We start from the raw sequence: 26,340 nt of genomic DNA, 5'->3' as shown, positions 1-26,340 counted from the left end.
TACTTTAATTCCAAGTTTGTTTACTACTTAAAAGAAGTGTATTATTTTCCTTTAACTGAACCAAGATAACATCTGCTCCTATAGTGACTATCTGGTTCCAGTTAATAATCATTTCACCAGACTTCGCAAACATCCCACTTTTTCCTTCTTTTATCAGCACAATTAATGCTATGATTCTTCCGTTTACTGCATCGATTTCCAAATCTGAAATATGCCCTAGCCGTGTTCCATTTTCAATGACGATAATTTCTTTCATCTGAAGTTCTGAAAGTTTTATCATTTAATCACCTTCCTTACTAAATCTATATGCACGGCTAACAATATTTTGTATTAAAAATACGGTAAAACAGAAAAAAGAACAGATGCGAGGTTATCTGTTCTCTAAGAGCACTTATTTAGGCTGCAGTTATTACTTCCAAATCGCTGCTCCTTGAAGCTGTCGTCATAAGCATTGAACACTTCGAACACTTAAACCCATGTGTTCTTCGGTTCTCTGCTTATGCGTCCGCTTCAGACCGGGCGCCTCCGCTTTTCTATTGTCTAGCTGCTGCGCCCAACGACTAGTGGACTTCCTTCTCTGTTCTTCGATAAGTCAAGCACAAAAGAAGTGCACTTTTGGCTTTCCTTTATCTTGAACATGTCAGTCCAGTCCATACGTCGTTAAACGGGCGCCTCCGCTTTTCTATTTACTCAAACATTTGTTTGTTCATTTGGTTGATTGCTGCTTTTTCAAGACGGGATACTTGCGCTTGTGAGATACCTATCTCGTCTGCGACTTCCATTTGTGTTTTGCCTTGAAAAAAACGTTTGTTAACAATCAACTTTTCACGTTCGTTTAGCTGGTGCATGCCTTCTTTTAAAGAAAGCTTGTCTACCCAGGTGGAATCCTTATCCGTATCGTCACTTAATTGATCCATTACAAAAATCGGATCGCCACCATCGTTGTAAATTGGTTCAAATAATGAGACAGGATCTTGTATGGCATCTAATGCAAAAACTATGTCAGATTGAGGGATTCCCAACTCCTCGGCAATTTCTTTTGATGTGGGTTCCTTTGATGTTTTGTTAACCAAGCTCTCTCTGACCTGCAATGCTTTATACGCAATATCACGCAATGATCGTGATACACGAATTGGATTATTGTCTCTTAAATATCTTCTAATTTCTCCAATAATCATTGGAACTGCATAAGTGGAAAATTTAACATTATGACCTAAATCAAAATTGTCTATTGATTTCATTAATCCAATACATCCTACTTGAAATAGATCGTCTACATATTCCCCACGATTGTTAAACCGTTGAATAACACTTAGGACTAATCGTAAATTCCCATTTACTAATTCTTCCCTGGCTGATAAATTTCCGTCCTGCATTTTTACAAATAATTTACGCATTTCATCATTCTTTAGTACTGGTAATTTCGATGTATCAACACCACATATCTCAACCTTATGTCTAATCATATCGATTCTGCCCTCCCAGTTAGCGATGCTGTTCAAGGACAGTATCTCCGCGTAAAAGGTTTTTTATGCAAAATCGAATGTGTTAAAAAGGGTTAAAAATGAGTGCATTTCAACTGGTAGTAGGGCTATACCATTTTATTAAATTCTTTTTTTAAACGACGAATAATCTTCTTTTCTAATCTGGAAATATAGGATTGTGAAATCCCTAACATATCAGCAACATCTTTTTGAGTTTTTTCCTCCTGGCCAATTAACCCAAACCGCAGTTCCATAATTTGTTTTTCCCTGCTGTTTAGATGGGATAAAGCATTTTTCAACAAATCTTTATCAACAGTTTTTTCTAAATTCTTTGTTATAACATCGTTTTCAGTACCTAATACATCTGACAATAGTAACTCATTTCCGTCCCAATCAATGTTTAGTGGTTCATCAAAGGATATTTCTGATTTTAATTTGTTATTTCTTCTCAAATACATTAAAATTTCGTTTTCTATGCATCTTGACGCATAGGTAGCTAACTTAATTTGTTTCTCAGGCTTAAATGTATTTACTGCCTTAATTAATCCTATTGTACCTATGCTTATTAAATCTTCTATATTTATACCTGTATTTTCAAATTTACGTGCAATATATACGACTAAACGGAGGTTCCGTTCAATCAACACTGCGCGAGCAGCCTTATCACCAGTAGGTAACCTCTTTAGTAACGATTGCTCTTCAGTTTTCGAAAGTGGTGGTGGTAATGCCTCACTTCCACCAATATAGTATATTTCATCAGCTTTAAAACCTAGTTTAATTAATATTTTATACCACCATAATTGCACACGAAGTTTCAACATTTTCAAAGTTATTCTCTCCTTTTCACGAATAAGTATCGGAATCACTCTACCTTTTTTCTTGATGACCTTTTCATTGTCAGGCTGAATGAACAGTTGCTAATTTTATAATTTGGGGATGCAGTAAACAATGATAACGTTGGTCCTTTGTTAAATTAGAGAACTGAATCCCTATTAACAATTTGTTGGTTACAATTTCTTTTTGTTCATATACTATCTTGATGTGATCAGGTTTTATGGCGAGCATATAAGAAGGTTTTCCATCTACACCTTGAAATGGAACGATATGTATTCTTCCCTCTAACTTTTTTGGAATAGAATCAAAATCGAGGATATCACATGCTTCCTTAAGTGCTTCCCATTCATCTGGAAGAAACCATTGTTTTAAATAGGGTTCATCACAGATGACTACAGGACTCTTAGTTAGTGGATCTACTAGTTGGTTTCCGCTGTCAATATAACCAGTCGTCGAGAATGTTTTACCATTAATCTTCATTGTAACTGGGCACAATTGATCATAGCGAATTTTTTCTATAGCGTGCCTGTCCATACTCTTTTTCGTAAAATGCCAAATGACAGGAAAACATATAACTACAAACACCCAACTAACCGGGTCACCATATCCATTCTTAAACGTTAGAATTCCATTAGAAGATACGCCGAATGGGCTTTCCAACATGTAATGTAAAGCAATCAAGCCACCTCCTACAGTAAACGTTACAAAGTAAAATAAAAAAAGTATCCTGCAAATTTGATAGAAGGATCGATACCTACAAACACATAGGATAATTAATATCGAATAAGTGAATTTCCCTATCACACTTGTAAAAAGCGACTCGGGAAAATAGATTGAGATTGGAACAATCATTGAAGCGACAAATGAACCTAATAGTATTCTTCTTTTACTGGTACTCTCTCTACCTACTAAAAGTGTCAGCATAATTAACATCATGTCAAATAGGAAATTGAGTAACCAGATTACATCAACATAAATTGTCACTTCTCCCTTCCTTTCCAATTTCAAATTTCTTTTTTAATCACTTGAATACTAAAAAGTATAAGGGAGTTTCTAAAAAAAGTCTGTCGCTTCTTGTAAGCAAAAAGGGTTTTTTTTTAATTTCTTATCGGGGAGATTGTCGGAGAACTAGATTGTAGAATACAAGTTCAGACTTGAAGGTTAGAAAACTTGGCTTATCGCCAGGCCTTAGTTGCAATTATGCAGGAAAAAAAGTTTTTATATTTTACTTACTGCCCAAAAAAATAAACATTCTGGAGGTTTCCAGAATGTTTATTCAAACTATATTTAACGTTTTATCTGTTTCTATTGCGATTACGTAAGAAAGTTGGGATGTCAAGGGTATCATCTTCTTGCTTTACCCGATTTGATTGTTGTGGCGAAGCTTCCCTTGGCTTTTCCTCAAATTGTCTATTAGTAGATTGTGCCTGTTTGTTAATAATAGGACGTTGTTTTGGTATATTTTCATTTTTTTGATTTTCATCGAAGCCAGTTGCAATAACTGTAACAATGATTTCGTCTTTAAGTTCTTCATTAATCACTGAACCAAAGATAACATTTACCTCGTTGTCTGCAGCAGAAGTAACTAAATCGGCAGCTTCTTGTACCTCATATAAACTAAGATTAGCTCCCCCAGTAATGTTCATTAGAATACCGTGAGCACCGTCAATTGACGTTTCTAATAAAGGAGATGAAATTGCTTTCTTCGCAGCTTCAGTTGCACGACTTTCACCTGTAGCGACTCCAATACCCATTAATGCAGAACCCTTGTCAAACATAATAGTTTTAACGTCGGCAAAATCGACATTGATTAAGCCTGGTTTAGCAATTAAATCTGATATTCCCTGAACACCCTGACGCAGCACATTATCTGCCTCACGAAATGCTTCTAGCATTGGTGTATTTTTATCTACAATTTCCAGCAGGCGATCATTTGGAATAACAATTAATGTATCTACACTATTTTTTAATGCGTCTATTCCAGTAACTGCTTGTACAGCTCTTCTACGTCCTTCGAAGGTAAATGGCCGTGTTACTACACCAACCGTTAAAGCACCTATTTCTTTGGCGATTTGCGCTATTACTGGTGCAGCTCCTGTTCCTGTACCGCCACCCATACCAGCAGTTACAAAAATCATATCAGCACCTTGCAGAACTTCCTCAAGCTGTTCCTTACTTTCATCAGCAGCCTTTTTACCAACATCTGGATTAGCTCCAGCTCCAAGACCACGTGTTAATTTTCCACCGATTTGAATTTTGATTTCAGCCTTTGATAAATTCAATGCTTGAGCATCAGTATTAACAGCTATAAATTCTACACCTTCTACACCATGCTCAATCATGCGGTTTACAGCATTACTACCACCACCGCCTACACCGATTACTTTAATTGTTGCCAATTGATCCATATTCGTATCAAACTCTAACATTATTGTTCCTCCTAATTTGCAAAATTACAAGAGTCATTTATTGAATGATTTCTATCAAACTCACTTTTTAATCAAAGAAATATTTGAATATATTAGCGATACCTGATTCTTTTTTCGGTTCATTCGATCCTTTTGTATTGCTTTCTTTTTTGGTGCGTTTTTGTTTTGGTTCTAGAGCACGTTCGGTTACGGATGAGTACAATTCTTTCCCTTGTATTTTCGCATTACGATAGGCAAATTGCAAGATACCTACTCCTGCAGTATATTGTGGCTCTCTTACGCCTATATAATCCGGAATAGCCATTCTTACATTTGATTGGAACAGGTCTTGAGCAAGCTCCAGTACCCCTGTCATTTTCATTGTACCACCTGTTAGTACATAACCACCAGGCAATCCTTGATAACCAGACTTTCTTATTTCACGCTCAGCAAAGGCATAAATTTCTTCCAGTCTTGCTTCAATCATATCTGCAATCTGTAACTGGTTGTACACCTGCTTCGTGTTACTACCAATAATTGACACTTCAAATGTTTCACTCTCTTGTGCCTCATCAAAAAATGCATGTCCATAATCTATTTTGATGTCTTCTGCTTCTTCAGTTGAAGTACGCAGTCCAATTGATAGATCCTTTGTTATATTGTCCCCACCTAAAGGAACAACACTTGTAGAGATTAAATGGTCATTTTCAAATATTGATACAGTTGAACATCCACCTCCAACATCTATCAAAGCTACGCCAAGATTTTTTTCATCTTTTGACAATGCTATTGATCCTGATGCAAGTGGTTGCAGACAAATATCGGAGACTTGTAAATTGGCACGCTCCACGCATTTAAGAATATTATGTAGGACCGTTTTAGAACACGTGATAATTGTCCCTTCCATTTCTAATCGAACACCAATCATTCCGCGCGGATCAGTAATTTCATCCAGCCCATCAACAATAAATTGTTTTGGTATAACATCAATAATTTCTCGTTCAGGTGGAATGGAGATTACTTGTGCTGCATCAATAACGCGGGTAATGTCTTCATTGCCAATTTCACGATTTTCACTTTGAACGGCTACCACACCATGGCAGGATTGTAATTGAATGTGATTACCATTAATTCCAACGATAACTCTATCAATTTCCATACCAACCATGCGTTCTGCTTGCTCAACAGCATTCTTGATAGAATTAACCGTTTGATCTATATCAACTATGGCACCTTTTTTCATCCCATTTGATTTAGCAGTACCCACTCCAATAATGTTTAAAGAATCGTTAACAACTTCACCAATAATAACTTTTACTTTTGACGTCCCAATGTCTAAACTCACTAAAATTTCACTTTGATTCAAAGAAAGGCACCTCCCAATTCCTAACAGCAATTTACTATTCAAAATTCATATGATTATATAATCTATTATTCTATCGTAATATACTGCAAAATTAAAACATATAATGAGTAATTCTACAATAATTATGAAAATCCTTTAATTTTCTATTGGTTTTTCATGTTAATTTAACCTTTTGGCATTCAGAGACATTCGATAATAAACAGTAGTATATGACTTAAAATTAAAATCAACTATAAAATATCTAGTTTTGAGTCTCTGTCTTCTTACTCTTTCCATTGTTTGTTCTATCCTCAAACGATTCAAAGTATACGCCTACTCCAATATGTATAATACCCTTGCTGCCAGGTTCAAGCTGCGCAACAATCGAAGGATACACTTTCATTTTTTCAGCAAAGTTTCGAATGGTACCGTCAACTATATAACCATCACTCATATAGAGTACTATTTTACTCTCATTTGAGTCTTTTGGTTTCCAGTGAATTTCAGAAATCAAATTTCGAATGTTTTGAGGCAACTGTTTTAATTCTTTAGTCATTTTGTTTAAAATGGTTTTGTCACTAAAATCAATAAGTAGTGGAGCATCACCACTGCCTGTATCACTTTTTAATGTAGTTAATACTTTACTATTGCCAAGAATTGGATAAAAGAATCCATTCTTTTTTATGTATCCAACTCTTTTAAACTCTTCAACAGTAATTTCTACTGTCCACGGTAACTTTTTGTTAACCAGGACAGATGCGATCATCGGGTTTTTAGTTAGTTCATTTTTAATTTCAGTTTGATTGACCATCCAGATGTTTGCATCAGTAGTCAGACCACTTTTTTTTACAATTTCTTTGTCTGATAAAGCAAGATTACCGGTTACCTGAATTGTGTGTACATGACTAAGAGGCGATTGCAAGTAAACAATAACCGACAGTAATAAGAAAAAAATAGAAAGATAAACTATTAGACGTCTGTTTGCCTTTTTCTTACGAGCTTGTTTCAGCTTTGGAATACGATCCTCAATCGAAACAACTTTCTTTTTACTCATTCTATTTCTTCCTTTATTCCAAATTAGCAAAATTAAACGGCACCTTAAATGCCGTTTGCTTTTGTTACATGAATTATACCATACTACGCGAACTAATATGTAGTAAACATTACCTAGAATAACCGTTTTTTTTTAAGAAATTGTAGTAAACTATTTAGGTTCTTCCATAAATTTACTAGATTGATGAAGATTTGCTTATATTTAATAAAATTCCAACTGCACAAAGTGTAAGGGTAAGTGACGATCCTCCATAGCTTAGAAATGGCAATGTGATTCCTGTTACAGGTATTAACCCTATTACAACACTGATATTTATCATCACCTGAATACAAAGCATTGTGGTAATACCCAAGGCTAAATATCTTCCAAATTCATCCTGTGTGGTTAGTGCAATTTTAATCCCTCTCCAAAAAAGCAAGACAAATAAAACAATCACTGCCGTCCCGCCTATATAGCCTAGTTCTTCTGCCAATATAGCAAAAATAAAGTCTGTTTGGGGCTCTGGTAAATAAAAGTACTTTTGAATACTATTACCTAAACCTACACCCATTAAACCTCCAGGACCAATAGCATACAGCGATTGAATAATTTGAAACCCATCCCCAAGTGGATCTTCCCATGGATTTATAAATGCCGTTATGCGTTTTATTCTATATGGCGCTGATATGATTAGAAATAGAAAAGCTACAACTCCAAGACTGGCTAGTCCAAAAAAATGGGATAATTTAGCACCAGCAGTGAAGATTAATACCATGCATGTTAGGACTAGAACAACACCTGTTCCTAAATCCGGTTGAAGCATAATTAACCCAAACGCAGAAAACACAAGTATAATCGAAGGAAAAAAACCTTTTTTAAAGGATGTAATATATTTCTGGTTAAACGTAAGGTAAGTGGAAAGATAGATTACTAATCCTAGTTTCATAAATTCAGAAGGTTGGATACTAAAAGCGCCTACTCCAATCCAACTCTGGGCACCGCCTCGAACTAAACCAACCCCTGGGATCATTACAAGACCTAGTAAAACAAAGCATCCCAACAATATTATCTTAGAATAACTTTTCCACAATCCATAGGGTGTCATCATTAGAAAAAACATAGCTACTATACCTACTCCAACAAAAAGCAATTGGCGTTTAAGGTAAAATAGTGAATCACCGTATTTATAATCAGCCCAAACATAAGAAGAACTATAAACCATAATAACTCCAATAATTAATAACGCTAAAACTATTCCTAACAATAAATAATCTGGCTTATTTTGCTGTTTAATTAACTTTTGAACCAAACAAATACCCCATTTCCACATACATGAAATTAGGGCATCTTAATTAAAATTGATTATAACTATTTTTCTATGCCCCTATTCTAGTGTATGCACAGCCTTAACAAACATGTCCCCTCGTTCTTCAAAACTGCGATATTGATCCCAACTAGCACATGCAGGGGATAACAGAATAATTTCATCTGGCAAAGATAAAGTAAATGCCTTTCCAACAGCGTCTGTAACGTCATCAGCTATTACTACACTATTGATACCGGCTTTAACCGCTAATTGTTTTAGTTTTTCTTTCGTTTGTCCAAATAGTACCATCGCCTTAACATGCTTTAAATAAGGAAGTAGCTCATCAAAGTCATTACCTCTGTCCAAACCACCCGCCAATAAGATAGTTGGTTGTGTAAACGAGGCAAGTGCCTTCTGGGTTGCTAGGATATTTGTGCCTTTTGAGTCGTTGTAAAATAAACGATCATCAATTCTAGCTACAAATTGAAAGCGATGTTCCACACCGGTGAAATTCATTAGAACGTGTTGTATAGCTTCATTTGTTGCACCGTTTAGTTTAGCTGCACAAATTGCTGCCAGGATGTTCTCGACATTATGGTCTCCGACTAACAAAATATTTTTTTTATCTATGATCTTTTCATTTTTAAAATAAACACTATTTTCATCAGCCCACGCCCCGTTGTCAAGTCGCTCAGAAATAGAAAAAGGTATTTTGATAGATTTAGAAGCCTTGATTGCTTCTCTTAATGAAGGGTCATCCTCATTATAAATTACAAAGTCATCAGCTGTTTGATTTAGGAATATATTATATTTTGCATTTTTATAGTTTTCCATTGTTTTATGATAATCCAAATGTGCTTCATAGATATTTAAAAGTACTGCAATATTTGGTTTAAAATCTTTGATTCCTAGTAACTGGAACGAAGACAATTCCAAAACTAATGTTTCATTACCTTCCATAGTTTGAGCAACCTCTGAAGCAACTTTGCCAATATTACCAGCTGCTTTAACTGGAAGGTTACTTTCAGCTATCATGTTTGTTATTAGGGTTGTCGTAGTGGTTTTGCCATTTGATCCAGTAATTCCAATAATATTACCGTCTACTAAACCATTCGTTAACTCAATTTCTGTCAACACAGGAATACCCCTTTTCACAGCCTCTGCTGTAACAGGGTTATCATATGGGATACCTGGATTCTTAATAACAACATCTATATCATCTAGGACTGTTAGAGGATGTGACCCAACAATTACTTCAGCACCCATTTCCCTTAGTTGCAAAATTATTTCATCTGATTCACTGGAATTTTTGTCATTCACTCGCAAATTTATGCCATTTGATAGCAAAATTTTTGCTGCAGCTGTACCGCTTTTTGCTAATCCTAATACTAACGCATGGGAATAATTAAAATTCGTTAATTTTTTCATAACCACACCTCGATATAAACGCCTAAAGCGGAAAATAATAATCCAACTAGCCAAAATGTTGTAACTACCCGCCATTCTGTCCATCCCATTAATTCATAATGGTGATGCAATGGGCTCATTTTAAAAACTCGCTTACCCGTTGTCTTAAACGATATTACTTGAATTATAACGGAGAGGGTTTCTATGACAAAGACACCACCAATGACAATAAGCAAGATCTCAAGCTTCGTTAAAATGGCGATAGCCGCTAAAGACCCGCCCAGGGCTAATGATCCAGTATCACCCATGAAAACTTTCGCAGGATGTGCATTAAAAATTAAAAACCCTAAAAGGGCTCCAACTGTCGACAATGCAAAAATTGCTACCATATTCAAGGGATCCCCTGACCATGCTAGTATTCCAAATGCTCCAAATGCGATAGTTGCCGTACCTGCCAGGAGTCCATCTAATCCGTCTGTTAGATTTACAGCGTTTGATGTACCAACTAACATGAAAATAATTAAAATTGCGTAGCCCCATCCCAAGTCCCATTCCATTGTTGTACCAGGAACATGAATCGAGGTGTCAAACTCATTGATGCGTAATATTACATAAAAAACCAATGCAATTACTACTTGTCCGAGCATTTTTTGCCAGGAATTCAAGCCTAGGTTTCGCTTTAGAGCAACTTTAATAAAATCATCCAGAAATCCAAGAAGTCCATAACCACCTATAACAAAAATCAGAAGCCATAATTCATAGTTAATGGACTGCAGGGTTTCTTCTTTCGACCCCATAATTAGCGAAGTAATAATAATGCTGAAAACTATCATTATTCCTCCCATTGTTGGTGTGCCTGTTTTCTTCACGTGTGATTTAGGTCCTTCTTCTCGTATACTTTGTCCAAATTTTAATCGTCTTAAAAAAGGAATAAATATTGGGGATAAAAGGACGGTAATTAGAAATGCTATTGCGATAGTTAGTAATAATGCAGATAAATTCACTGTTTTCCCTCCTTAAACATGTACCGTCCAGATTAATACTTCTATTACTTAATTCTTTCAACTAATTGCTCAAATTTCATACCCCGAGAGGCTTTAAATAGTACTAGTGTATCTTTATTCAGGGATTGATCTAAATCCTGAATAAGATTTTCTGCATCAATAAAGTGTTTGCAAGTTATATTACCAGATAAAGACTTCACTTTATCATGAATATGTTTTGCTTGATCTCCTAATGTATACAAAGCGTAAATTGATTCATCGATTACTTCACTGACTGATTCATGCATGCTTTGTGAATGTTCACCTAATTCAAGTATATCACCTAACACTAAAACTTTTTCAGCAAACCCATCCATTTGTTTTATTACTTCTATGGATGCTTTCATTGAAGTTGGCGATGCATTGTATGCATCATTGACAATAGACATACCATTTTTACCAGCTATCATTTCAAATCGCATTGACGTTACTTGTAATGTCAAAAGAGCTTCTTGAATTTTGTTTTCATCAATTTCAAGTTTTTTTGCAAGCGTAACTGCAAATGCAGTATTTAAAGCATGATGCTTACCTAACAAAGGAATTCTATATGTATTATTGCTAGTTGAAAGAGCAAATTCTGTATAATCATGTGTTATAGCTACATTAGTTATTTCCACATTATTTTCACTTTCAAACCCACATGTTATAACATCCGCAACACCTGCTTTGATGGAGTTTTTTAACAAACTCTCATCTCCATCGACTAATAAGAATCCCTTACCTGTCATACCCTTCACTATCTCAGATTTGGCTTTTGCTATTCCAGCTCGTGAGCCAAGATACTCAATATGTGATTCACCGATATTGGTAATGATGCCAAAATCAGGTTGAGAAATACGTGATAATGCTTCAATTTCACCATAATTACTCATACCCATTTCAAGTACCAACATTTCAGTATCTCTGGGCATAGACAATATGGTCAACGGAAGACCAACCTCATTGTTGAAGTTCCCACTTGTAGCATGTGTGCTGTACGAGGAGCTTAGTATAGAAGCAACAATATCTTTAGTCGTTGTTTTTCCATTGGACCCTGTGATTCCTATTACAGTTGGGTTAACATCTTTTCGATAATTAGAAGCTAAATTTTGTAATGCTTCTAATGTATCATCTACTAGAAAGACAGGAAAATCAGTTGGAAGAAAAGCAGGTAGTCCCTTTGTTTTATTCCACATTGCCGCCACTGCACCATTGTCAAATGCTTGCTTAATATAATCATGAGCATCAAAGTTTTCCCCTTGAATGGGGACGAAAAGGGACTTGTTTGAGCGAACCCTACTATCCGTAACGATTTCATTAATTTGTATTTTATCTTCCGCTAGCCCCTGGTGGTTAGGGAAAATAGTGGAAACCCATTTAGTATTGAATAACATATTTATTTCTCCTTAGATCGTATTGCGTTCTTCGCTACTTGCCTATCATCAAAATCATACTTGGAATGGCCAATTAACTGATACGTTTCATGTCCCTTACCTGCTATTAAAATGATATCGTCCTTAAGAGCAAGATTAATGATATGAGTAATTGCCTGCTCTCGATCTTCTATTATTTCATAATTACCTACTTTTTGTCCACGAACCATATCTTTTATTATTTCATTTGGGTCCTCTGTTCTTGGATTATCTGAAGTGAAGATAACCTTATCAGCATATTTTAGTGCAATGCTCGCCATTAATGGTCTTTTAGATTTATCGCGGTCTCCACCACAACCAACAACTACATAGATATTATTTTTCGCAAAATCTGTTATTACCTTTAAAACATTTTCTAAAGAGTCAGGTGTATGCGCATAATCTACAATAGTTGTAAATGAATGATCTCCTTCTATGGGTTCAAATCTCCCACTTATACCTGTTATTTTTTCGAGTGCGGCTTTTATCGTTAATAAAGGTATATGGAGTGCAACACCGACTCCAACCGCAGCTAACATATTGTATACATTAAAGGTTCCGATAAGCTTACTGCTAATTCTTATCTCCCCCATAGGACAGGTTAATAAGAAAGTAGTTTGATTAGCTTCCAACAGAATGTCTTTCGCTGTAATTGAGGCTTCCTTTTGGCAACTATAAGAAATGATATGTTGAGCTGTACTGCGAGCGATAACGGCAAAATTCGGGTCATCTGCATTAATGACTGCGAACTTTGGATTGGTCTTCTTATAGGTGTTACCCAATTGTGAGAACAAAAGACTTTTTGCACGTAAATATTCATCCATATCTTCATGGTAATCTAAGTGATCCTGAGATAAATTACTGAATACTGCTATATCAAAATCACAGCCATATACTCTTCCCATGTCTAATGCATGTGATGAAACCTCCATGATGGCAGCTTCCACATTACATTCTACCATTTTATTAAAGTTTTTTTGCAAAAATAAAGAATCTGGTGTGGTGTTTTGAACTGGATATAAATGATTGCCTATTTTCATTTGGATTGTACCTATAACCCCGGTATTCCGTTTGTATTCATTTAAAATAGATTCAACTAGATAAGTTATGGTGGTTTTACCGTTTGTTCCAGTTATCCCGATAAGTGGAATTTTCGTGGTGGGATAATCATAGAAATGTGCTGCTATCATCGCAAGCGCTCTTAGAGAGTCTGGTACAACGATAGTGGATACTTTTGTATGGACTTTTTTTTCTGCTATAATAGCAACAGCTCCGTTAGTAATTGCCTGTTCAATGTAATCATGTCCGTCTACCGTAAATCCTTTAATACAAATAAACAAATCGCCAGGTTTAACTGCTCGGGAGTCCATTTTTATCTCACTGATTAGTACTTCTTCTGCTAGATACACAACCTCATAGAATGGTATGATAGAAATAATTTCATTCAACTTCATCGCATTCATCCTATCTATATATATTCTAATCCTATTAGGTGTTTAAGAGGGTAGAAGCCCACCCTCTTTTTTCACCCAGTAAAGCCCGATATATAAAGGCCTAGTATAGGAGCATTATAACAGTATTTCACCTACATCACGATTACTTTTCATCTGACAAATATATCCTGACGTTTGAACCTTGCTCTACCTTTGTTCCAGCACTTGGCTCCTGGTCAACAATATAGTTGCCTGAACCACTTGTTTTAATTGATAGGTTTGTTTGGAACTCTACTAGCTCACCTTTCTTAAGACCAATTAGTTCAGGTACAGTTACCTTTGGTTGGGCTGGCCACAGGTATTCCTTAGACAAACCGTCAGTCCGTTTTTTAACCCCCATTGCACTTAGACTATCCTCGATAATAGTTCCTACAATAGGGGCAACAACTACCCCACCAAATTGAACCGTGTTCTTAGGATTGTCAATTGCCACATAAACAACAATTTCGGGATCATCAGCTGGTGCGAAACCAATGAATGAGAGTACATAGTTGTTTTGCATATATCTGCCATCAGGACCTACTTTTTGAGCAGTACCTGTTTTACCTCCAACGCGATAGCCTTCAACAAAAGCAGGACGGCCAGTTCCTTTTGCAACAACGCTTTCTAGAGCATTACGGACGGTTTTTGAAGTATCATCTGAGATTATACTATCCACTATAGTCGGTTCAATGGTTTCTACTACTTCTTTGGTTACAGGATCAATCCATTCTTTAGCAATATGAGGTTCCATTAATTCTCCACCATTTATAGCAGCCGCAACAGCCATAACCTGCTGAAGCGGAGTTACAGAAACACCTTGGCCAAATGAAGTAGTTGCAAGTTCAACAGGGCCTACTTGCTTCGGCTTAAATAGTATTCCACTGCTTTCTCCCTGTAGATCAATACCAGTTTCTTTGCCAAATCCAAATTCACGAATGTAGGAAAATAATCTTTCTTTTCCAAGCTCCATTCCAAGGTTTACAAACCCCGGGTTACAGGAGTTTTGAACAACTTCTAAATACGTTTGTTTCCCATGTCCACCTGATTTCCAACAATGGAGTTCAGTACCACCTACTGATATATCTCCGTCGTCAGTAAATATATCCTCTGTTAAGTCAACGATATCTTCCTCTAAAGCTGCTGCTAATGTAATAATTTTAAACGTAGAACCTGGTTCGTACGTACTCCATATAGGTAAATTCCTACTGTAAATAGTAGGGTCAAATTCTTTGTAGTTTCCTGGCATAAAATTGGGCCTCGATGCCATAGCAATTAATCCACCCGTATCAGGGTTAACAGCTATAGCTGATATGCCATCAGGTGAATATTTTGCAACAGCCAAATCCAGTTCACGTTCTATTATCGTTTGAACCTTAGAATTTATAGTAGTCTTCAACGTTAATCCATCCACAGGTGGTTTATATACGTCGGCAGGTTCATCCAAACGTTTCCCTTTTGCGGTCGAAAAATACGAAAGACTTCCCGGGGTACCACTTAAATACTCATCGTAATAAAGCTCAAGTCCCATTAATCCTTGGTTATCTATTCCAGTAAACCCTAATACATGTGAAAGATAATCATCATGTGGATAATACCTTTTGGAATCTTTCGCCAGGTAAACACCATCTATATTATATGTTTGCAAGGCTTTCGCTTGTTTTTTAGATAGCTTAATCCCTTGAGGACGAATACTAACCTTGCTGCTTCTCTCCGTTACATATTCAAGAGCTTTTTCTTTAGAAATATCGAGAACATTTGCTAATTTTCCAGCAGTATCTTCTGGATCTTTAATCTGACTTGGAACAACGATAACAGAAGGAGCAGATACATTTTTAGTAAGTACCTTGCCGTTAATATCTAAAATTTTCCCCCGTTCCGCTTCAAATACAATATCACGACTCCAGGATTCATTAGCTTTGTCAATTAGTTCATGTGAGAGAAAAAATTGCACATAACCTAAACGAAAATTAATCGCTACAAACACTAACAGGCCAATTAAAAAGACAGTGACTATTCGTTTTCTCACTGTTACAGTTGATACACGCTTCATACTCCATCCCCTTTTCATAGGTAGGCTTGTATCAACTATATGATTGACAAAAACAAAATAGAACACTGTCTGTACTACATAAATTTGTTGAAATTTACTCTTGGGAAGCCCCATTTTCTGTTTCTTCTTTTTGTTCTTCCTTTATACTTTCCTTTTTGGCTTCCTTAACATTTTTTTTAATTTCAGGTATCTTAAGCTCAACTCTTAAGTTATCATTTTTCTTAACAACAATTCCCTTTTTAATACTTTGTTTAACTACATAACCGTTCCCTACCGTTTCAATCTTCAACCCAAGTAAGTCTGCTAATTTATACGCTTCCCGCATAGACCATCCTGTTATATCAGGCATAGTAGGTTTGTTTGTAATTAGCAGGATATGGCTATTGGATAACACTTCTTCGCCATTTTCTACACTGGCATCTACAATTTTATTACCATCACCAATAATTATTGTATGCGTCAGACCTAGTTTTGATAACAGGTCTTTTAATTTTTTTGAATCCTGTCCAACTAATTGTGGAATCTTTACTGTAGTTGCACTGTCCTTATAATCCTTATCAGGTTCAATATTTAAGTAGTGAAGTCCATTCTTCATAACGTTCTTAAAGATAAATGACACCGGAACAGAACCAGCTTCGTTATCTAGCTTTGGTTGCTTAACAGATACATACATCATCAACTTGGGATCATCTTTAGGGGCCATACCCAAAAATGAATAAATATACTGCCCATTTCCTGAGAGATATCCACGACCTTCTGGATTAGGAATTTCAGCTGTACCTGTTTTCCCTGCAACAGTGTAGTCATCAAGTTTGTAATTATAGCCAGTTCCACCTTCACTGTTTACCACGGTTCCAAGCAAATCTCTTACTTGTTTAGCTGTTTCTTTTGATATTGGTTCACCAACGACTTCTGAAGTTTTCTCTTTTAATATATCACCTGTATTGGAATCCTCTATCTTTTTAATAACATAAGGTTTTACCATCTTTCCGTCATTTGCTATGGCGGTTGCAGCCTTCATTTGTTGGATAGGAGTAACAGTAGTTCCCTGACCAAATGAAGTAGTAATTTTTTCAATTGGGTAATTATATACCAGTTTTCCGGATACTTCGTTTGGTAGGTCAATACCTGTTTCCTGGTCAAAATCAAATGACTTGAAATAGTCCAGGTAAACGTCAGGACCCATTACTTCCCAAAGTAATTTTGCAGCTGCTACGTTGGAAGATCTTCTGAAGCCTTCGTCGTAACTGATTGTTCCCCATCCTTTTCTATTATGATCCACGACTTTTTTAATGTTCGGCTGAGCTCTATAACTTCCAGATGAAAAGGAGGCGTTGCCATTATAGTTATCTGAATCTATCGCGGCGGCCCAAGTGAACATCTTCATTGTTGATCCAGGTTCAAAAGGTGTAGATACGGCATCATTGTACCAGTTCTCAACATTTGATGGATTATTTGGGTTATAGCTTGGTCGGTTACCCATTGCAACAATTTGACCAGTCTCAGGATTCATCACTATTGCAGTTATTCGTTTTGGACTATATTCCTTATTAACTTGTGTTAGGGTATCCTCTAACAGAGTTTGTATTTTTTGATTGATTGTTAGATATACGTTGTCACCATTCTGTGGTTGCTTAATCACTTCACTCGGGTTAAGTAACTTTACCCCAAATTTATCCCGTTGATAGGAAATATGACCGTTTTTACCACTTAAAATGTCATTCATTTCTCTTTCCATACCTGCTATGCCAGTTATTACTCCTTCTTTTTTTTGAGCAAAACCAATGATATGGGAGGCAAACATACCATTTGGGTAATAACGAATAGATTGCTTGGTAAATTCGATACCTGGTAGATTAAGATTTTCAATTTTTTCTTTGAGTTCCTGGGAAAGTTCTTTTCCATTTGCTCCGAATTCGACTTGAAACTTATCATTATCAATTCCGTAGTTGATCCTGTCAAGTATCTCCTGTTTCTTCATATCTAATAGAGGAGCCAGCAAATCCGCAGTTTCTTCCGGATTTTTTACATGCTGTGGCTCCTCTAAATTTTTAGAGTGTGATTCATCTACTATTGCTTTTATTTTAAATGTTGGTCGATCGTAGGCAAGGGGCATTCCGTTACTATCTAAAATTTTCCCTCTTTCAGAATCAAGCGTATAGGCAGAAGTGCGTTTTTTATCTGCCCATTCTTCCAAGGATATACCATTAATTTCACCAGTAGCCTGTATGTACATAAACCTGCCTGTTAAAACTAAAAATATGGATACAAATATAAAAATTAATACACCAGCCATTAAGTGAGTTGTTTTATTTTTTTTCATCACAAATCCACCTTGCTTAATTTAATACGCTAACTTGCTTAACCTCTGCATCTTGAATTTGCAATCCATTTTCTTTAGCAGTTTTAATAATTCTTTCAGGTCTGCTTAATTCTTTTTTTTCAAAAAGCAAACTCTCATTTAGAACATGTTGCTGTTGAACATTATTTTGGAGTGCCTGTAATTCCCGGTTCATTGTATCTGTTGTTGAGGCAAAAGATACCATGTAGATCGCCGCAACAAGCAACCATGTTCCTACTAAAGAATAAAGAATTTTTTCACCTTGAGAAATCCAGCTTTGTTTTTTAACTTTTATTACAACCTGCTTGTCCTTTTGGGGTATTGAGGTAGTTTCTGTTTGTTGCCAGCTACGGGCATGACTTGCACTCATTATTTTTTCCACCCTTCCAAATAGGTAAACTCTGAATCCCATGGTTTAACCTTTTCGACTATCCTTAATTTTGCAGATCTTGATCTGCGGTTCTCTTCTAGTTCATTTTCATTTGCAATGATTGGCTTTCTTGTAATGATTTTAAATGGCGCCTCATGTGTCTCAGGAATAATTGGTAGGTTCTTAGGTACCGGTTTAGTTGTACCCCACCTCTTAAAGGCTTGTTTACAAATTCTGTCCTCTAACGATTGAAATGTGATAACTACAATCCTTCCACCAACACTTACCATCCGAGCAGCCTGATGTAATGCATCATTGAATACTGCCAATTCATCGTTTACGGCAATGCGTAATGCTTGAAAAATCCGCTTAGCGGGATGCCCACCTGTCCGTCTAGCAGCAGCAGGTATTGCATCCTTGATTATTTCTACTAATTGGTGTGTAGTATTAATCGGTTCTTTTTCACGATATGCTTCTATCTTTCGTGCAATTTGCTTAGAAAACTTCTCTTCACCATATTGATAAAAAATCTTTATCAGACTTTGATAGGACCAGGTGTTGACGATTTCGTGAGCATTAAGGGTTTGATCCTGGTTCATTCGCATATCGAGATATGCATCATGTCGATAACTGAACCCTCTTTCCCCTCTGTCAAGCTGCGGTGATGAAACACCTAAGTCAAAGAGAAATCCATCTATGTGGTTTATGTCATTTTTAATTAGTTCTGTTTCTAAGTTACTAAAATTCGTATGAATAAAACGCATTCTTTCTTGATAATCACCTAGTTTTTCTTTTGCAGCATGTAGCGCTTCAACGTCCTGATCAAAAGCGACTAATAACCCATTGTTATTTAGCTTACTTGCAATCTGTTCAGAATGACCACCACCACCAACTGTGCAGTCTACATATGTACCACTTGGGTCTATCTTTAACCCGCTAATTGTTTCTTCCTTCAATACACTGTAATGGTTGAACATCAATACACCCGCTTTTTAGTTTAAAAATTATATATCAAAATCCATAAGATTTTCTGCTATCTCAGCAAATGACTCCTCAGAATCATTAAAGTATTCTTCCCAGTTTTCATTAGCCCAAAACTCTATTCGATTGGATACACCGATTACAACACATTCTTTATTTAAGACAGCATAATTACGAAGTGGCTGGGGAATATTTATTCTGCCCTGGTTATCCACCTCACACTCAATTGCTCCAGAAAAAAAGAATCGAGTAAAAGCTCTAGCATCTTTCTTTGTAAGTGGGAGTTTCTTTAGCTTTTCCTCAAGGATCTCCCATTCATTCATAGGATATGCGAATAAGCATTTGTCTAATCCGCGAGTAACAACAAAACGATCCCCAAGATCTTCTCGGAACTTGGCAGGCACTATTATTCTTCCTTTAGTGTCAATGTTATGTTGAAATTCTCCCATGAACATATGGTTCTCCCCCCACTTTCATATAAACATGTTACCACATTCCCCCACTATTCACCACTTAATTTTTAAACTTTTTATTAACAAAATCAAAAATGAGTATGAAGTCCCCTATAATCCTTATAAATAGCTGTTTTATGGTTTTTTTTACATAAAAAAATATTCCTACATTTCAAGATCTTTAATTAGCAGATCTTAAAACATAAGAATATTAACTCTGTTTAATCTTTTTAAATCAACACTTTTTAAAAATGTGGTGGAAAGTGGGTCTTATTAAAACTTGATTATAAATAAACGATATAATGTTCATTTTCATAGGAACAGGGTTCATTAACCAGGTTGGTAATAAAACGTTTGCTGTATTGATTAATAAACGGCAATGGATTCCACATTCTTTCTTGTAATCCCCCGTTTGGATGCAAAGCAGTTTGTAATAGATTAAATTCATCCAATTCCCTGGCGTATATCTCTTGAAGGGTTTTTGTAATCCGCTTTTCAAGAAATTCAATGTCTCTCATTAAATAATCTAAGTTTTTATCAGCTACTCCCCCAACATCAGCCCGGATTGATTTTGCCAAATCCCTAATTGGTCGATGTTCCTGCTCAATTGTTTGTTTAAGTTTATTTGCCAATTGATTCACGGGTGGATTCTGTTGCTCATCTAACCATTTACATTTCGTTTCAGTAACACCGACATTTATCGTTTTCTCAACAGATACATTATATTTTGATATCAATTTTTCTATATTTGGTTCCAGAAACGTATATGAAAGTCTCGGAATAACTGGTGGCATTTTCATATTATTCGCATGAAAAGCCCCCTTTAAAACTGACCAATAACTAATTTCACCCGGTCCCCCGATAAATGCTAGAGAAGGAAAAAGCATCTCCTGCATAAGTGGTCGCGTCATTACATTATTACTCAGTAGATATGGTTGGTTTTCAGCAATAAATACTAATTCTTCGGTACTAAATTTAACTTCTCTATTTTTCCCAACCCAATTATTATCGTTATCACGAACTAAAAGAATTCGCTCACTGCCGTTTTGATAGAATAAATTTGCATCATTACGATTAACCTCTACAGAAAGTGAATAGCCAAGATCCTCAACTTCTTTCAAAGATTTTTCAATTGCACCTGTTGTCTTCGCTTGATTATATATAAGTTCAGTAAAGTGGATGCTTTCTAATTCTCTTATCTGGCTATTATTGGAATCAACTAAAACGAGACCTTCTTCTTCAAATAACCAGAAAACGACCTGTGCGAAGAAATCCACGTATGTATCCGATTTGCTTAAAAAAGTTGCTAATGTTTCATACAATTCCTTCGTGTGTAGTGTTTCATCCAATTCCAGGAAAAGACTTTTTAGCCATTCATTTGCTTTTTCCTTATGAATAGAAATATTTGATATAGCTTCCTTTTCAATAACACGCTGTAATAATGTAAACTTATTCATCTTTGACTTGTCTTGTAAGAAAATATGATTTATTTCATCAAAATCGTGATCCTCGCCAGCTATCCAAAAGACTGGTATAACCGGGGTATTCAGTTGTTTTTCCTGCTGTTTTGCAAGCTGAATGATAGATATTATTTTATTTATTGTATACATGGGTCCGGTCAATAAACCAGCTTGTTGACCACCGATAACAACCAAAGTATTTCCCTCTCGAAAGCGCCTAATATTTTCTATTGTACTAGAAGGAGCATCCCATTCGGTATTGATCATATGTAATACATCTGCCAATTGTTCTCGATTAACATTTTTATGTTGTAAATCCTGGGCACGCTTTTTGAAAACATCGGATTCAAAAGGGTCATAATCAAAATACTGCATGATAGATGTTTTTTTAGTTCTATAGTCTTGGATTAAATTGTTTTTTGTTTGTAAATTGATAGAATCAACGTGCATAAATTGCATGCTCCTTTAATGTTAATCATACTGTGCTCTCTGTATTCTACATAATTTTTGATTATATTTCATGCAATCTGTTTGACAGTGCTTATAAATAGTCGTGTATTCCACTTTAGTACGTAGTGAAATAAGTAATACTAAAAGAAATTACAAGGACAAAAATTGCACCATAACTAACAAAGGTCAACACTTTCACTCAATAATTCCCTTTTTTATCTCTAATACCTTTATACTGTTATAAACAAATGTAGTGTATGGTATATCTGAAATTGATTTTTTGATTAGGTAACCTGAAATAGCATCATTTTCCGATTTTCGATTAGTCTTTATATCTCGCAGCATAGAACTTATGTTTTCTTTCGTATTAGCCGCTACCGATTGCACGGTGTTCCACTGATCCATAAAATCTAGCTGTAAAACTAAGCATGCTTCGCGACACAATTCTTTCGCGAGCCGCATTAAATATGTATTATGTATTATTTCTCCATTAGGCACCTCAAAAATAGCAGTCAAGGGGTTGATTACCGCGTTAACAACCAATTTTTTGGCTAGAATCTCGTGCCAGTTAGTTTCGGTTGTGAATGGAAAAGCTTCACTGTTGAGCTTTTGTACCAAATCAAACAAATCTTCTTCATTGCCACTAAAATTTGCAAGCTTAATCACACCTTTTCCTGTATGCATGACAATATGATCGCTTTTACGCAACGCTCCATGCGTAACAATTCCAATATATACTGGTCGTGTGATTTTTTGTATAAATTCTATATGACTCATTCCATTTTGCAAAAACAGGATCGGGGTTTGTTCATTTAGATGAGTTATTAACGGGAGAACAGCACTAATTTCCGGTTGTTTTACACAAACAATAACACAATCTTCTTGCTCGAATTCTGATGTCAATAGTGCATTTACTCTACAGGGAGTTGTACAACTTGATAGAAATAACCCATGATCATTAAGTTTTTGTTTTTGTGCTTTATTCCTAACATAAACCGTTACATCATGATATTCACACAGGTATCTGGCCACCAAAAGCCCCACCGATCCACCACCTATAATACCAATTTTCATTTATCTCTAACCTCCCAAATCCATTTATTTGTTTATTGTAGCAAACAAATGCCCTCTTGTAACGAAATCGGTTACCTTTTCAATTTCATTTCATTCTTTTACCTTTTATACTATAATTAGAGTATGAAGAGAAATTCTATTGTAAAGGGAGATTAATTATGGAATATGTTAAAGTGGAAAAGTTATTAATCAATTATAAAACATTAGAAAAGTTTAAACACTTTAAAGCATACGGAAATCAAGAACTTTCCATGCTTGAGGACTTAGAAAGCAATATTGTAGAAAACGATAGTGACTCTCCATTCTATGGTATTTATTTCGGAAATAATCTTGTTGCCAGGATGAGTTTATACAAAGTCAATGCTAAATACGATGCATATTTTAAACCTTCCCACGATTATCTTGAACTTTGGAAATTGGAAGTTTTACCAGACTATCGAGGCAAAGGATATGGAAAAGCTTTAGTAGAATTTGCTAAACAGGATGAGCTACCTATCAAGACAAATCCAAGAATAAATTCACAGGGTTTCTGGGAAGAAATGGGCTTTCAAAAAGCAAAGTATGATATGGAACGAGATTTAGGCGAAAATCCATATATTTGGCTTCCTGAGGGAGTAAAGGAAAAGAAAAAAGATTGATCCATTATAGTAAAAATCACTTAACTATAATCCTGTAATTTACTTCTTTTACTAAAAGACTACTAAAAGGCATGATTGATGGAAGTACATCATTCATGCCACTTTTGTATATTCTTTGGGTAAATATTTGAATACAAAGCATCTATCTCACCACTAGCTCTTCACAGAGGATCTGACCCAACTCCAGAGGTTACCCATTTCTTTCCATGCTTCATCATATCGATGTAGTTCTGTTCTAAGATGATTGTTTTCTTCTTCTAATTTCCTTATAGCATCCTCCTGTTCCTTCTTATGAACACTATGCTCAGTTGAATAGGAATTCCTCATATTTTCCAGTAATAGAATTGCTGTCTCTATTGTGTCCTGGTTACCTTCTAGCATATTACCTTTTAAGCCAGTCGAGCCCTTATGTGCTTTGTTCTTGCGCTCTTCCTTTGCAACGTTAACAACGTCCTGATAGTTCTTCCGAATAGTTGCATTCCAACGAAATCCACAAGCTGCTGACGTTCTTGACAATTGTTTAGCTACATCTTTAAACGCTTCTAGTTGTGTCTTACCTTCTCTTATATACTGAAGAACTGTATCAGCTAAGATAACATCTTCATCACTCGACCATGCATCCTGTCGCGTACGATTCATACCACCACTCCTTAACTATTTGCTATAAATGTATGCGAAAGGTAGCGATGATAGACTAAGTGATGACTATTTTCATTAGATTCTTTACTAATCAGTTTTTAGCTAAAATATGGTTAACCGCTTCAATATGTTCTTTCGAATCCCATAATTTAGCACAATTACGCACCTCATTATCCATCAAAGCAGATAAGCCAAGTACGCTGACTTTTTGTTTGTATTGGTTACTCAGTATCTCCATTTGAGGTAATGTCTTAGAAATAAAGGAAGACAATACATCCTCACGGTCATCCCACATGTCAATAGATACAATTCTATGAAGCCATCCCATTTGCTGTAAAAAAGATCCATCATGTATTTCAGCCTCTACCAACCATGAATAAGCAAAAGATGGGTGAACTTTTTCGTAAAGAATGACTCCACCTCCCCAACCTGGAGTTATACCAATGCTCGTTTGAACAAAACCAAATTTAGTGCTTTCTTTAGCTATCCTGAAATCACACGCAGTTGCAAGTTCACAACCACCACCCAACGCGTCGCCATTTAACATACAAATCGTCGGGACTGGAAAAGATATAATATCAAATAGGACTTCCTTCATAGCATACAGGTGGTGAAAGGCATCCTGTGGGGTCAAGTTTGCATGTAAATCCTGCAAATCTCCTCCAGCACAAAACATTTTATCCCCAGAACCGGTGAACACCAAAAACTTTATCTGCGTTTCTCTAGCTTGCTTTATTGCTTCACGAAGCTCTTCAACCATTTCAAATGAAACTGCATTTCTCTTTTCTGGTCTATTTAATGTAATAACACTATAACCTTTTGAAAACGTTTCAAACTGTATCGTTTTAAACATATTGTTCCCCCTAATTATTTTTACAGACTCTTTTCGTAAGTTGCTCTTTAATTTTCACAGATGATACAAACTGCGACGTAGTAAAAACTACGGAAATACACATTCCGCGGGAGGTCCTCATTCCAAGGAATCAACCGTTATGGCCTAGATATCATCCTTTATCTAAAAATATCAACCGTCTCTTTGGAAAGACACTCGCTTTCTGTGTTGCACGCTTCAGCCTCCTCGTGACGTCGTTCCGGCAGAATACGTAGACTCCTACGGGAACAGCACGCGTCCGAAGACCTCGGAAGAAGCGTTCTTTGCTTCTGAGGAGACTAAGGCCGTGCCCATGGAAAGCGAAGTATTCTGCCGAAACGGTGGCGAAAGAAATTTTTACTACGTCGCATTCTATAGATTTTGTGTCCACAACAACAATTTTTAGAAAAAAGCTTTTTATAAAAAAAACAGACTACATCGAGTAGCCTGTTAATCAATTATGCTTCTTTAATTTCTTTTCCACCATAATGTCCACAAGATTTACACACATGGTGAGACTTAGTTAATTCACCACAATTTGAACATTCTACCATGCCAGGTACGTGTAATTTTTTATGAGTACGACGTTGGTTCTTTACTTTTTTAGACGTTCTTCTTTTTGGTACTGCCATGACTTACACCTCCTTCAAATGACGAAAGCAAAACTTGAAAAAAAAATCTATTCTTATTTGTCTTTGTCGTTGTCGTTAAATAAGTTCTCCAATTTCTTAAATCGAGGATCTACGGTTTGTTTTTTTTCTTCAAGAGATACAAATTCCCAACCATTGCCCTTAAAAGGAGCATTTTCTGTTGCTTCCTTATCCTCTGAAAAAACACGAAAAGGAACCTCTAATAGAATATTTTCCTTTATATACGGCGTTAAGTCAAGTGTTTCTCCATTAATAGGATGAATTTCATTAACTCTTTCTTCATCACCATAATAGGGAGATATAGTAAAAGTCTCCTCAGCTTGAATAATAAAGGGAAACGGGACATCTACCAGTGTTCTTGCACACGGAAGTATCATCTCACCTTTTATCCTAAAAGAGGAAATAATAGTATCTCCTTGAATATAACAATTGCCTTTCACATGTACGGGTTCAATTTCACGTATATCATTGTTTAATGTCTCAAGTTCTGACACATCAACATTATCCTCGAAATGAAAGGGTTCATTGTATGAACTTCTTTTAATCTTTCCAATAGCAATTTGCATAATTATCACCTCTAGGCAACAAGAGTAATTTTAAAAGGAAAATAGACTTTTGTCAACATATTTTCTTTACAC

At 35.9% G+C, this 26,340-nt stretch carries 24 protein-coding genes; 1 reads left to right on the top strand and 23 read right to left on the bottom strand.

Annotated features, from left to right (window positions below; all coding sequences use genetic code 11):
• Positions 1 to 4 precede the first annotated feature (4 nt).
• From ACOI1D_RS01075 to ACOI1D_RS00985, 19 genes are all read right to left on the bottom strand, one after another.
• A complete protein-coding gene (locus tag ACOI1D_RS01075; RefSeq protein WP_422498482.1) occupies positions 5 to 280 on the bottom strand; it encodes a YlmC/YmxH family sporulation protein in 276 nt (91 codons plus the stop codon).
• Between the two features lie 406 nt (positions 281 to 686).
• Positions 687 to 1,466 (bottom strand): RNA polymerase sporulation sigma factor SigG, encoded by a 780-nt coding sequence (sigG, locus tag ACOI1D_RS01070; RefSeq protein WP_422498480.1) that lies wholly within the window; start codon positions 1,464 to 1,466, stop codon positions 687 to 689.
• A 125-nt stretch (positions 1,467 to 1,591) separates the two neighbouring features.
• Positions 1,592 to 2,311 (bottom strand): RNA polymerase sporulation sigma factor SigE, encoded by a 720-nt coding sequence (sigE, locus tag ACOI1D_RS01065; protein WP_422498478.1) that lies wholly within the window; start codon positions 2,309 to 2,311, stop codon positions 1,592 to 1,594.
• A gap of 70 nt (positions 2,312 to 2,381) precedes the next feature.
• On the bottom strand, positions 2,382 to 3,302 hold the full coding sequence (gene spoIIGA / locus ACOI1D_RS01060; RefSeq protein WP_422498476.1) for a sigma-E processing peptidase SpoIIGA: 921 nt from the start codon (positions 3,300 to 3,302) through the stop codon (positions 2,382 to 2,384).
• A gap of 311 nt (positions 3,303 to 3,613) precedes the next feature.
• Positions 3,614 to 4,747 (bottom strand): cell division protein FtsZ, encoded by a 1,134-nt coding sequence (gene ftsZ / locus ACOI1D_RS01055; protein WP_422498474.1) that lies wholly within the window; start codon positions 4,745 to 4,747, stop codon positions 3,614 to 3,616.
• Between the two features lie 67 nt (positions 4,748 to 4,814).
• Complete coding sequence (ftsA, locus tag ACOI1D_RS01050) at positions 4,815 to 6,092, bottom strand: cell division protein FtsA (RefSeq protein WP_422498472.1); 1,278 nt, start codon at positions 6,090 to 6,092, stop codon at positions 4,815 to 4,817.
• Positions 6,093 to 6,333: 241 nt separating this feature from the next.
• Positions 6,334 to 7,125, bottom strand: coding sequence for a cell division protein FtsQ/DivIB (locus ACOI1D_RS01045; RefSeq protein ID WP_422498470.1), 792 nt, complete (start codon positions 7,123 to 7,125; stop codon positions 6,334 to 6,336).
• Positions 7,126 to 7,300: 175 nt separating this feature from the next.
• Positions 7,301 to 8,413: a stage V sporulation protein E gene (spoVE, locus tag ACOI1D_RS01040; RefSeq protein WP_422498468.1), complete on the bottom strand. Its 1,113-nt coding sequence runs from the start codon at positions 8,411 to 8,413 to the stop codon at positions 7,301 to 7,303.
• A gap of 75 nt (positions 8,414 to 8,488) precedes the next feature.
• Complete coding sequence (gene murD, locus ACOI1D_RS01035) at positions 8,489 to 9,838, bottom strand: UDP-N-acetylmuramoyl-L-alanine--D-glutamate ligase (protein WP_422498466.1); 1,350 nt, start codon at positions 9,836 to 9,838, stop codon at positions 8,489 to 8,491.
• The gene (gene mraY, locus ACOI1D_RS01030) at positions 9,835 to 10,821 is read right to left on the bottom strand and encodes a phospho-N-acetylmuramoyl-pentapeptide-transferase (protein ID WP_422498464.1); all 987 of its coding nucleotides are present in this window, start codon (positions 10,819 to 10,821) and stop codon (positions 9,835 to 9,837) included. The genes murD and mraY overlap by 4 nt, the downstream gene beginning before the upstream one ends.
• Before the next feature lie 44 nt (positions 10,822 to 10,865).
• Positions 10,866 to 12,233: a UDP-N-acetylmuramoyl-tripeptide--D-alanyl-D-alanine ligase gene (locus ACOI1D_RS01025; protein WP_422498462.1), complete on the bottom strand. Its 1,368-nt coding sequence runs from the start codon at positions 12,231 to 12,233 to the stop codon at positions 10,866 to 10,868.
• A 2-nt stretch (positions 12,234 to 12,235) separates the two neighbouring features.
• Positions 12,236 to 13,705, bottom strand: coding sequence for a UDP-N-acetylmuramoyl-L-alanyl-D-glutamate--2,6-diaminopimelate ligase (locus ACOI1D_RS01020; protein ID WP_422498460.1), 1,470 nt, complete (start codon positions 13,703 to 13,705; stop codon positions 12,236 to 12,238).
• 142 nt (positions 13,706 to 13,847) lie between these two features.
• Positions 13,848 to 15,776 (bottom strand): stage V sporulation protein D, encoded by a 1,929-nt coding sequence (locus tag ACOI1D_RS01015; protein WP_422498458.1) that lies wholly within the window; start codon positions 15,774 to 15,776, stop codon positions 13,848 to 13,850.
• A gap of 94 nt (positions 15,777 to 15,870) precedes the next feature.
• On the bottom strand, positions 15,871 to 18,099 hold the full coding sequence (locus tag ACOI1D_RS01010; protein WP_422498456.1) for a penicillin-binding transpeptidase domain-containing protein: 2,229 nt from the start codon (positions 18,097 to 18,099) through the stop codon (positions 15,871 to 15,873).
• A gap of 16 nt (positions 18,100 to 18,115) precedes the next feature.
• Positions 18,116 to 18,487: a cell division protein FtsL gene (gene ftsL, locus ACOI1D_RS01005; RefSeq protein WP_422498455.1), complete on the bottom strand. Its 372-nt coding sequence runs from the start codon at positions 18,485 to 18,487 to the stop codon at positions 18,116 to 18,118.
• Positions 18,487 to 19,464 carry a 16S rRNA (cytosine(1402)-N(4))-methyltransferase RsmH gene (gene rsmH / locus ACOI1D_RS01000; protein ID WP_422498453.1) on the bottom strand — a complete coding sequence of 326 codons (978 nt, stop codon included), beginning with the start codon at positions 19,462 to 19,464 and terminating at the stop codon, positions 18,487 to 18,489. Before rsmH ends, ftsL begins: the two co-directional genes overlap by 1 nt.
• Positions 19,465 to 19,491: 27 nt before the next feature.
• Complete coding sequence (gene mraZ / locus ACOI1D_RS00995; RefSeq protein WP_422498451.1) at positions 19,492 to 19,923, bottom strand: division/cell wall cluster transcriptional repressor MraZ; 432 nt, start codon at positions 19,921 to 19,923, stop codon at positions 19,492 to 19,494.
• Positions 19,924 to 20,204: 281 nt separating this feature from the next.
• Positions 20,205 to 21,830 carry a bacillithiol biosynthesis cysteine-adding enzyme BshC gene (bshC, locus tag ACOI1D_RS00990; RefSeq protein WP_422498449.1) on the bottom strand — a complete coding sequence of 542 codons (1,626 nt, stop codon included), beginning with the start codon at positions 21,828 to 21,830 and terminating at the stop codon, positions 20,205 to 20,207.
• A gap of 195 nt (positions 21,831 to 22,025) precedes the next feature.
• The gene (locus ACOI1D_RS00985; RefSeq protein ID WP_422498448.1) at positions 22,026 to 22,904 is read right to left on the bottom strand and encodes a 2-dehydropantoate 2-reductase; all 879 of its coding nucleotides are present in this window, start codon (positions 22,902 to 22,904) and stop codon (positions 22,026 to 22,028) included.
• A gap of 158 nt (positions 22,905 to 23,062) precedes the next feature.
• Between ACOI1D_RS00985 and ACOI1D_RS00980 the strand changes: the two genes are divergently transcribed.
• The gene (locus tag ACOI1D_RS00980; protein ID WP_422498446.1) at positions 23,063 to 23,542 is read left to right on the top strand and encodes an N-acetyltransferase; all 480 of its coding nucleotides are present in this window, start codon (positions 23,063 to 23,065) and stop codon (positions 23,540 to 23,542) included.
• A gap of 153 nt (positions 23,543 to 23,695) precedes the next feature.
• On the opposite strand, the gene ACOI1D_RS00975 is transcribed toward ACOI1D_RS00980, so the two are convergent.
• From ACOI1D_RS00975 to ACOI1D_RS00960, 4 genes are all read right to left on the bottom strand, one after another.
• Positions 23,696 to 24,181 carry an RsfA family transcriptional regulator gene (locus ACOI1D_RS00975; RefSeq protein ID WP_422498444.1) on the bottom strand — a complete coding sequence of 162 codons (486 nt, stop codon included), beginning with the start codon at positions 24,179 to 24,181 and terminating at the stop codon, positions 23,696 to 23,698.
• 91 nt (positions 24,182 to 24,272) lie between these two features.
• The gene (locus ACOI1D_RS00970; protein WP_422498442.1) at positions 24,273 to 25,034 is read right to left on the bottom strand and encodes an enoyl-CoA hydratase/isomerase family protein; all 762 of its coding nucleotides are present in this window, start codon (positions 25,032 to 25,034) and stop codon (positions 24,273 to 24,275) included.
• 476 nt (positions 25,035 to 25,510) lie between these two features.
• Positions 25,511 to 25,684: a 50S ribosomal protein L32 gene (gene rpmF / locus ACOI1D_RS00965; protein ID WP_404452492.1), complete on the bottom strand. Its 174-nt coding sequence runs from the start codon at positions 25,682 to 25,684 to the stop codon at positions 25,511 to 25,513.
• A gap of 53 nt (positions 25,685 to 25,737) precedes the next feature.
• The gene (locus ACOI1D_RS00960) at positions 25,738 to 26,268 is read right to left on the bottom strand and encodes a YceD family protein (RefSeq protein ID WP_422498440.1); all 531 of its coding nucleotides are present in this window, start codon (positions 26,266 to 26,268) and stop codon (positions 25,738 to 25,740) included.
• Between the last annotated feature and the right edge of the window lie 72 nt (positions 26,269 to 26,340).

Origin of the sequence: Virgibacillus sp. DJP39, assembly GCF_049310925.1 — a bacterium.
GTDB lineage: Bacteria > Bacillota > Bacilli > Bacillales > Amphibacillaceae > Virgibacillus_F.
The sequence above is the reverse complement of the archived record's forward strand: the minus strand, read 5'-3'. Positions and strand labels throughout refer to the sequence as shown.

Bases quoted from the DNA above. Each gene is read 5' to 3' on its own strand.
- ACOI1D_RS01075 (WP_422498482.1), bottom strand. From the start codon at position 280: ATGATAAAACTTTCAGAACTTCAGATGAAAGAAATTATCGTCATTGAA.
- sigG (WP_422498480.1), bottom strand. From the start codon at position 1,466: ATGATTAGACATAAGGTTGAGATATGTGGTGTTGATACATCGAAATTA.
- ftsZ (WP_422498474.1), bottom strand. From the start codon at position 4,747: ATGTTAGAGTTTGATACGAATATGGATCAATTGGCAACAATTAAAGTA.
- ACOI1D_RS01045 (WP_422498470.1), bottom strand. From the start codon at position 7,125: ATGAGTAAAAAGAAAGTTGTTTCGATTGAGGATCGTATTCCAAAGCTG.
- murD (WP_422498466.1), bottom strand. From the start codon at position 9,838: ATGAAAAAATTAACGAATTTTAATTATTCCCATGCGTTAGTATTAGGA.
- ACOI1D_RS01025 (WP_422498462.1), bottom strand. From the start codon at position 12,233: ATGTTATTCAATACTAAATGGGTTTCCACTATTTTCCCTAACCACCAG.
- ACOI1D_RS01020 (WP_422498460.1), bottom strand. From the start codon at position 13,705: ATGAAGTTGAATGAAATTATTTCTATCATACCATTCTATGAGGTTGTG.
- ACOI1D_RS01015 (WP_422498458.1), bottom strand. From the start codon at position 15,776: ATGAAGCGTGTATCAACTGTAACAGTGAGAAAACGAATAGTCACTGTC.
- ACOI1D_RS01010 (WP_422498456.1), bottom strand. From the start codon at position 18,099: ATGAAAAAAAATAAAACAACTCACTTAATGGCTGGTGTATTAATTTTT.
- ftsL (WP_422498455.1), bottom strand. From the start codon at position 18,487: ATGAGTGCAAGTCATGCCCGTAGCTGGCAACAAACAGAAACTACCTCA.
- rsmH (WP_422498453.1), bottom strand. From the start codon at position 19,464: ATGTTCAACCATTACAGTGTATTGAAGGAAGAAACAATTAGCGGGTTA.
- mraZ (WP_422498451.1), bottom strand. From the start codon at position 19,923: ATGTTCATGGGAGAATTTCAACATAACATTGACACTAAAGGAAGAATA.
- bshC (WP_422498449.1), bottom strand. From the start codon at position 21,830: ATGCACGTTGATTCTATCAATTTACAAACAAAAAACAATTTAATCCAA.
- ACOI1D_RS00985 (WP_422498448.1), bottom strand. From the start codon at position 22,904: ATGAAAATTGGTATTATAGGTGGTGGATCGGTGGGGCTTTTGGTGGCC.
- ACOI1D_RS00980 (WP_422498446.1), top strand. From the start codon at position 23,063: ATGGAATATGTTAAAGTGGAAAAGTTATTAATCAATTATAAAACATTA.
- ACOI1D_RS00975 (WP_422498444.1), bottom strand. From the start codon at position 24,181: ATGAATCGTACGCGACAGGATGCATGGTCGAGTGATGAAGATGTTATC.
- ACOI1D_RS00970 (WP_422498442.1), bottom strand. From the start codon at position 25,034: ATGTTTAAAACGATACAGTTTGAAACGTTTTCAAAAGGTTATAGTGTT.
- rpmF (WP_404452492.1), bottom strand. From the start codon at position 25,684: ATGGCAGTACCAAAAAGAAGAACGTCTAAAAAAGTAAAGAACCAACGT.
- ACOI1D_RS00960 (WP_422498440.1), bottom strand. From the start codon at position 26,268: ATGCAAATTGCTATTGGAAAGATTAAAAGAAGTTCATACAATGAACCC.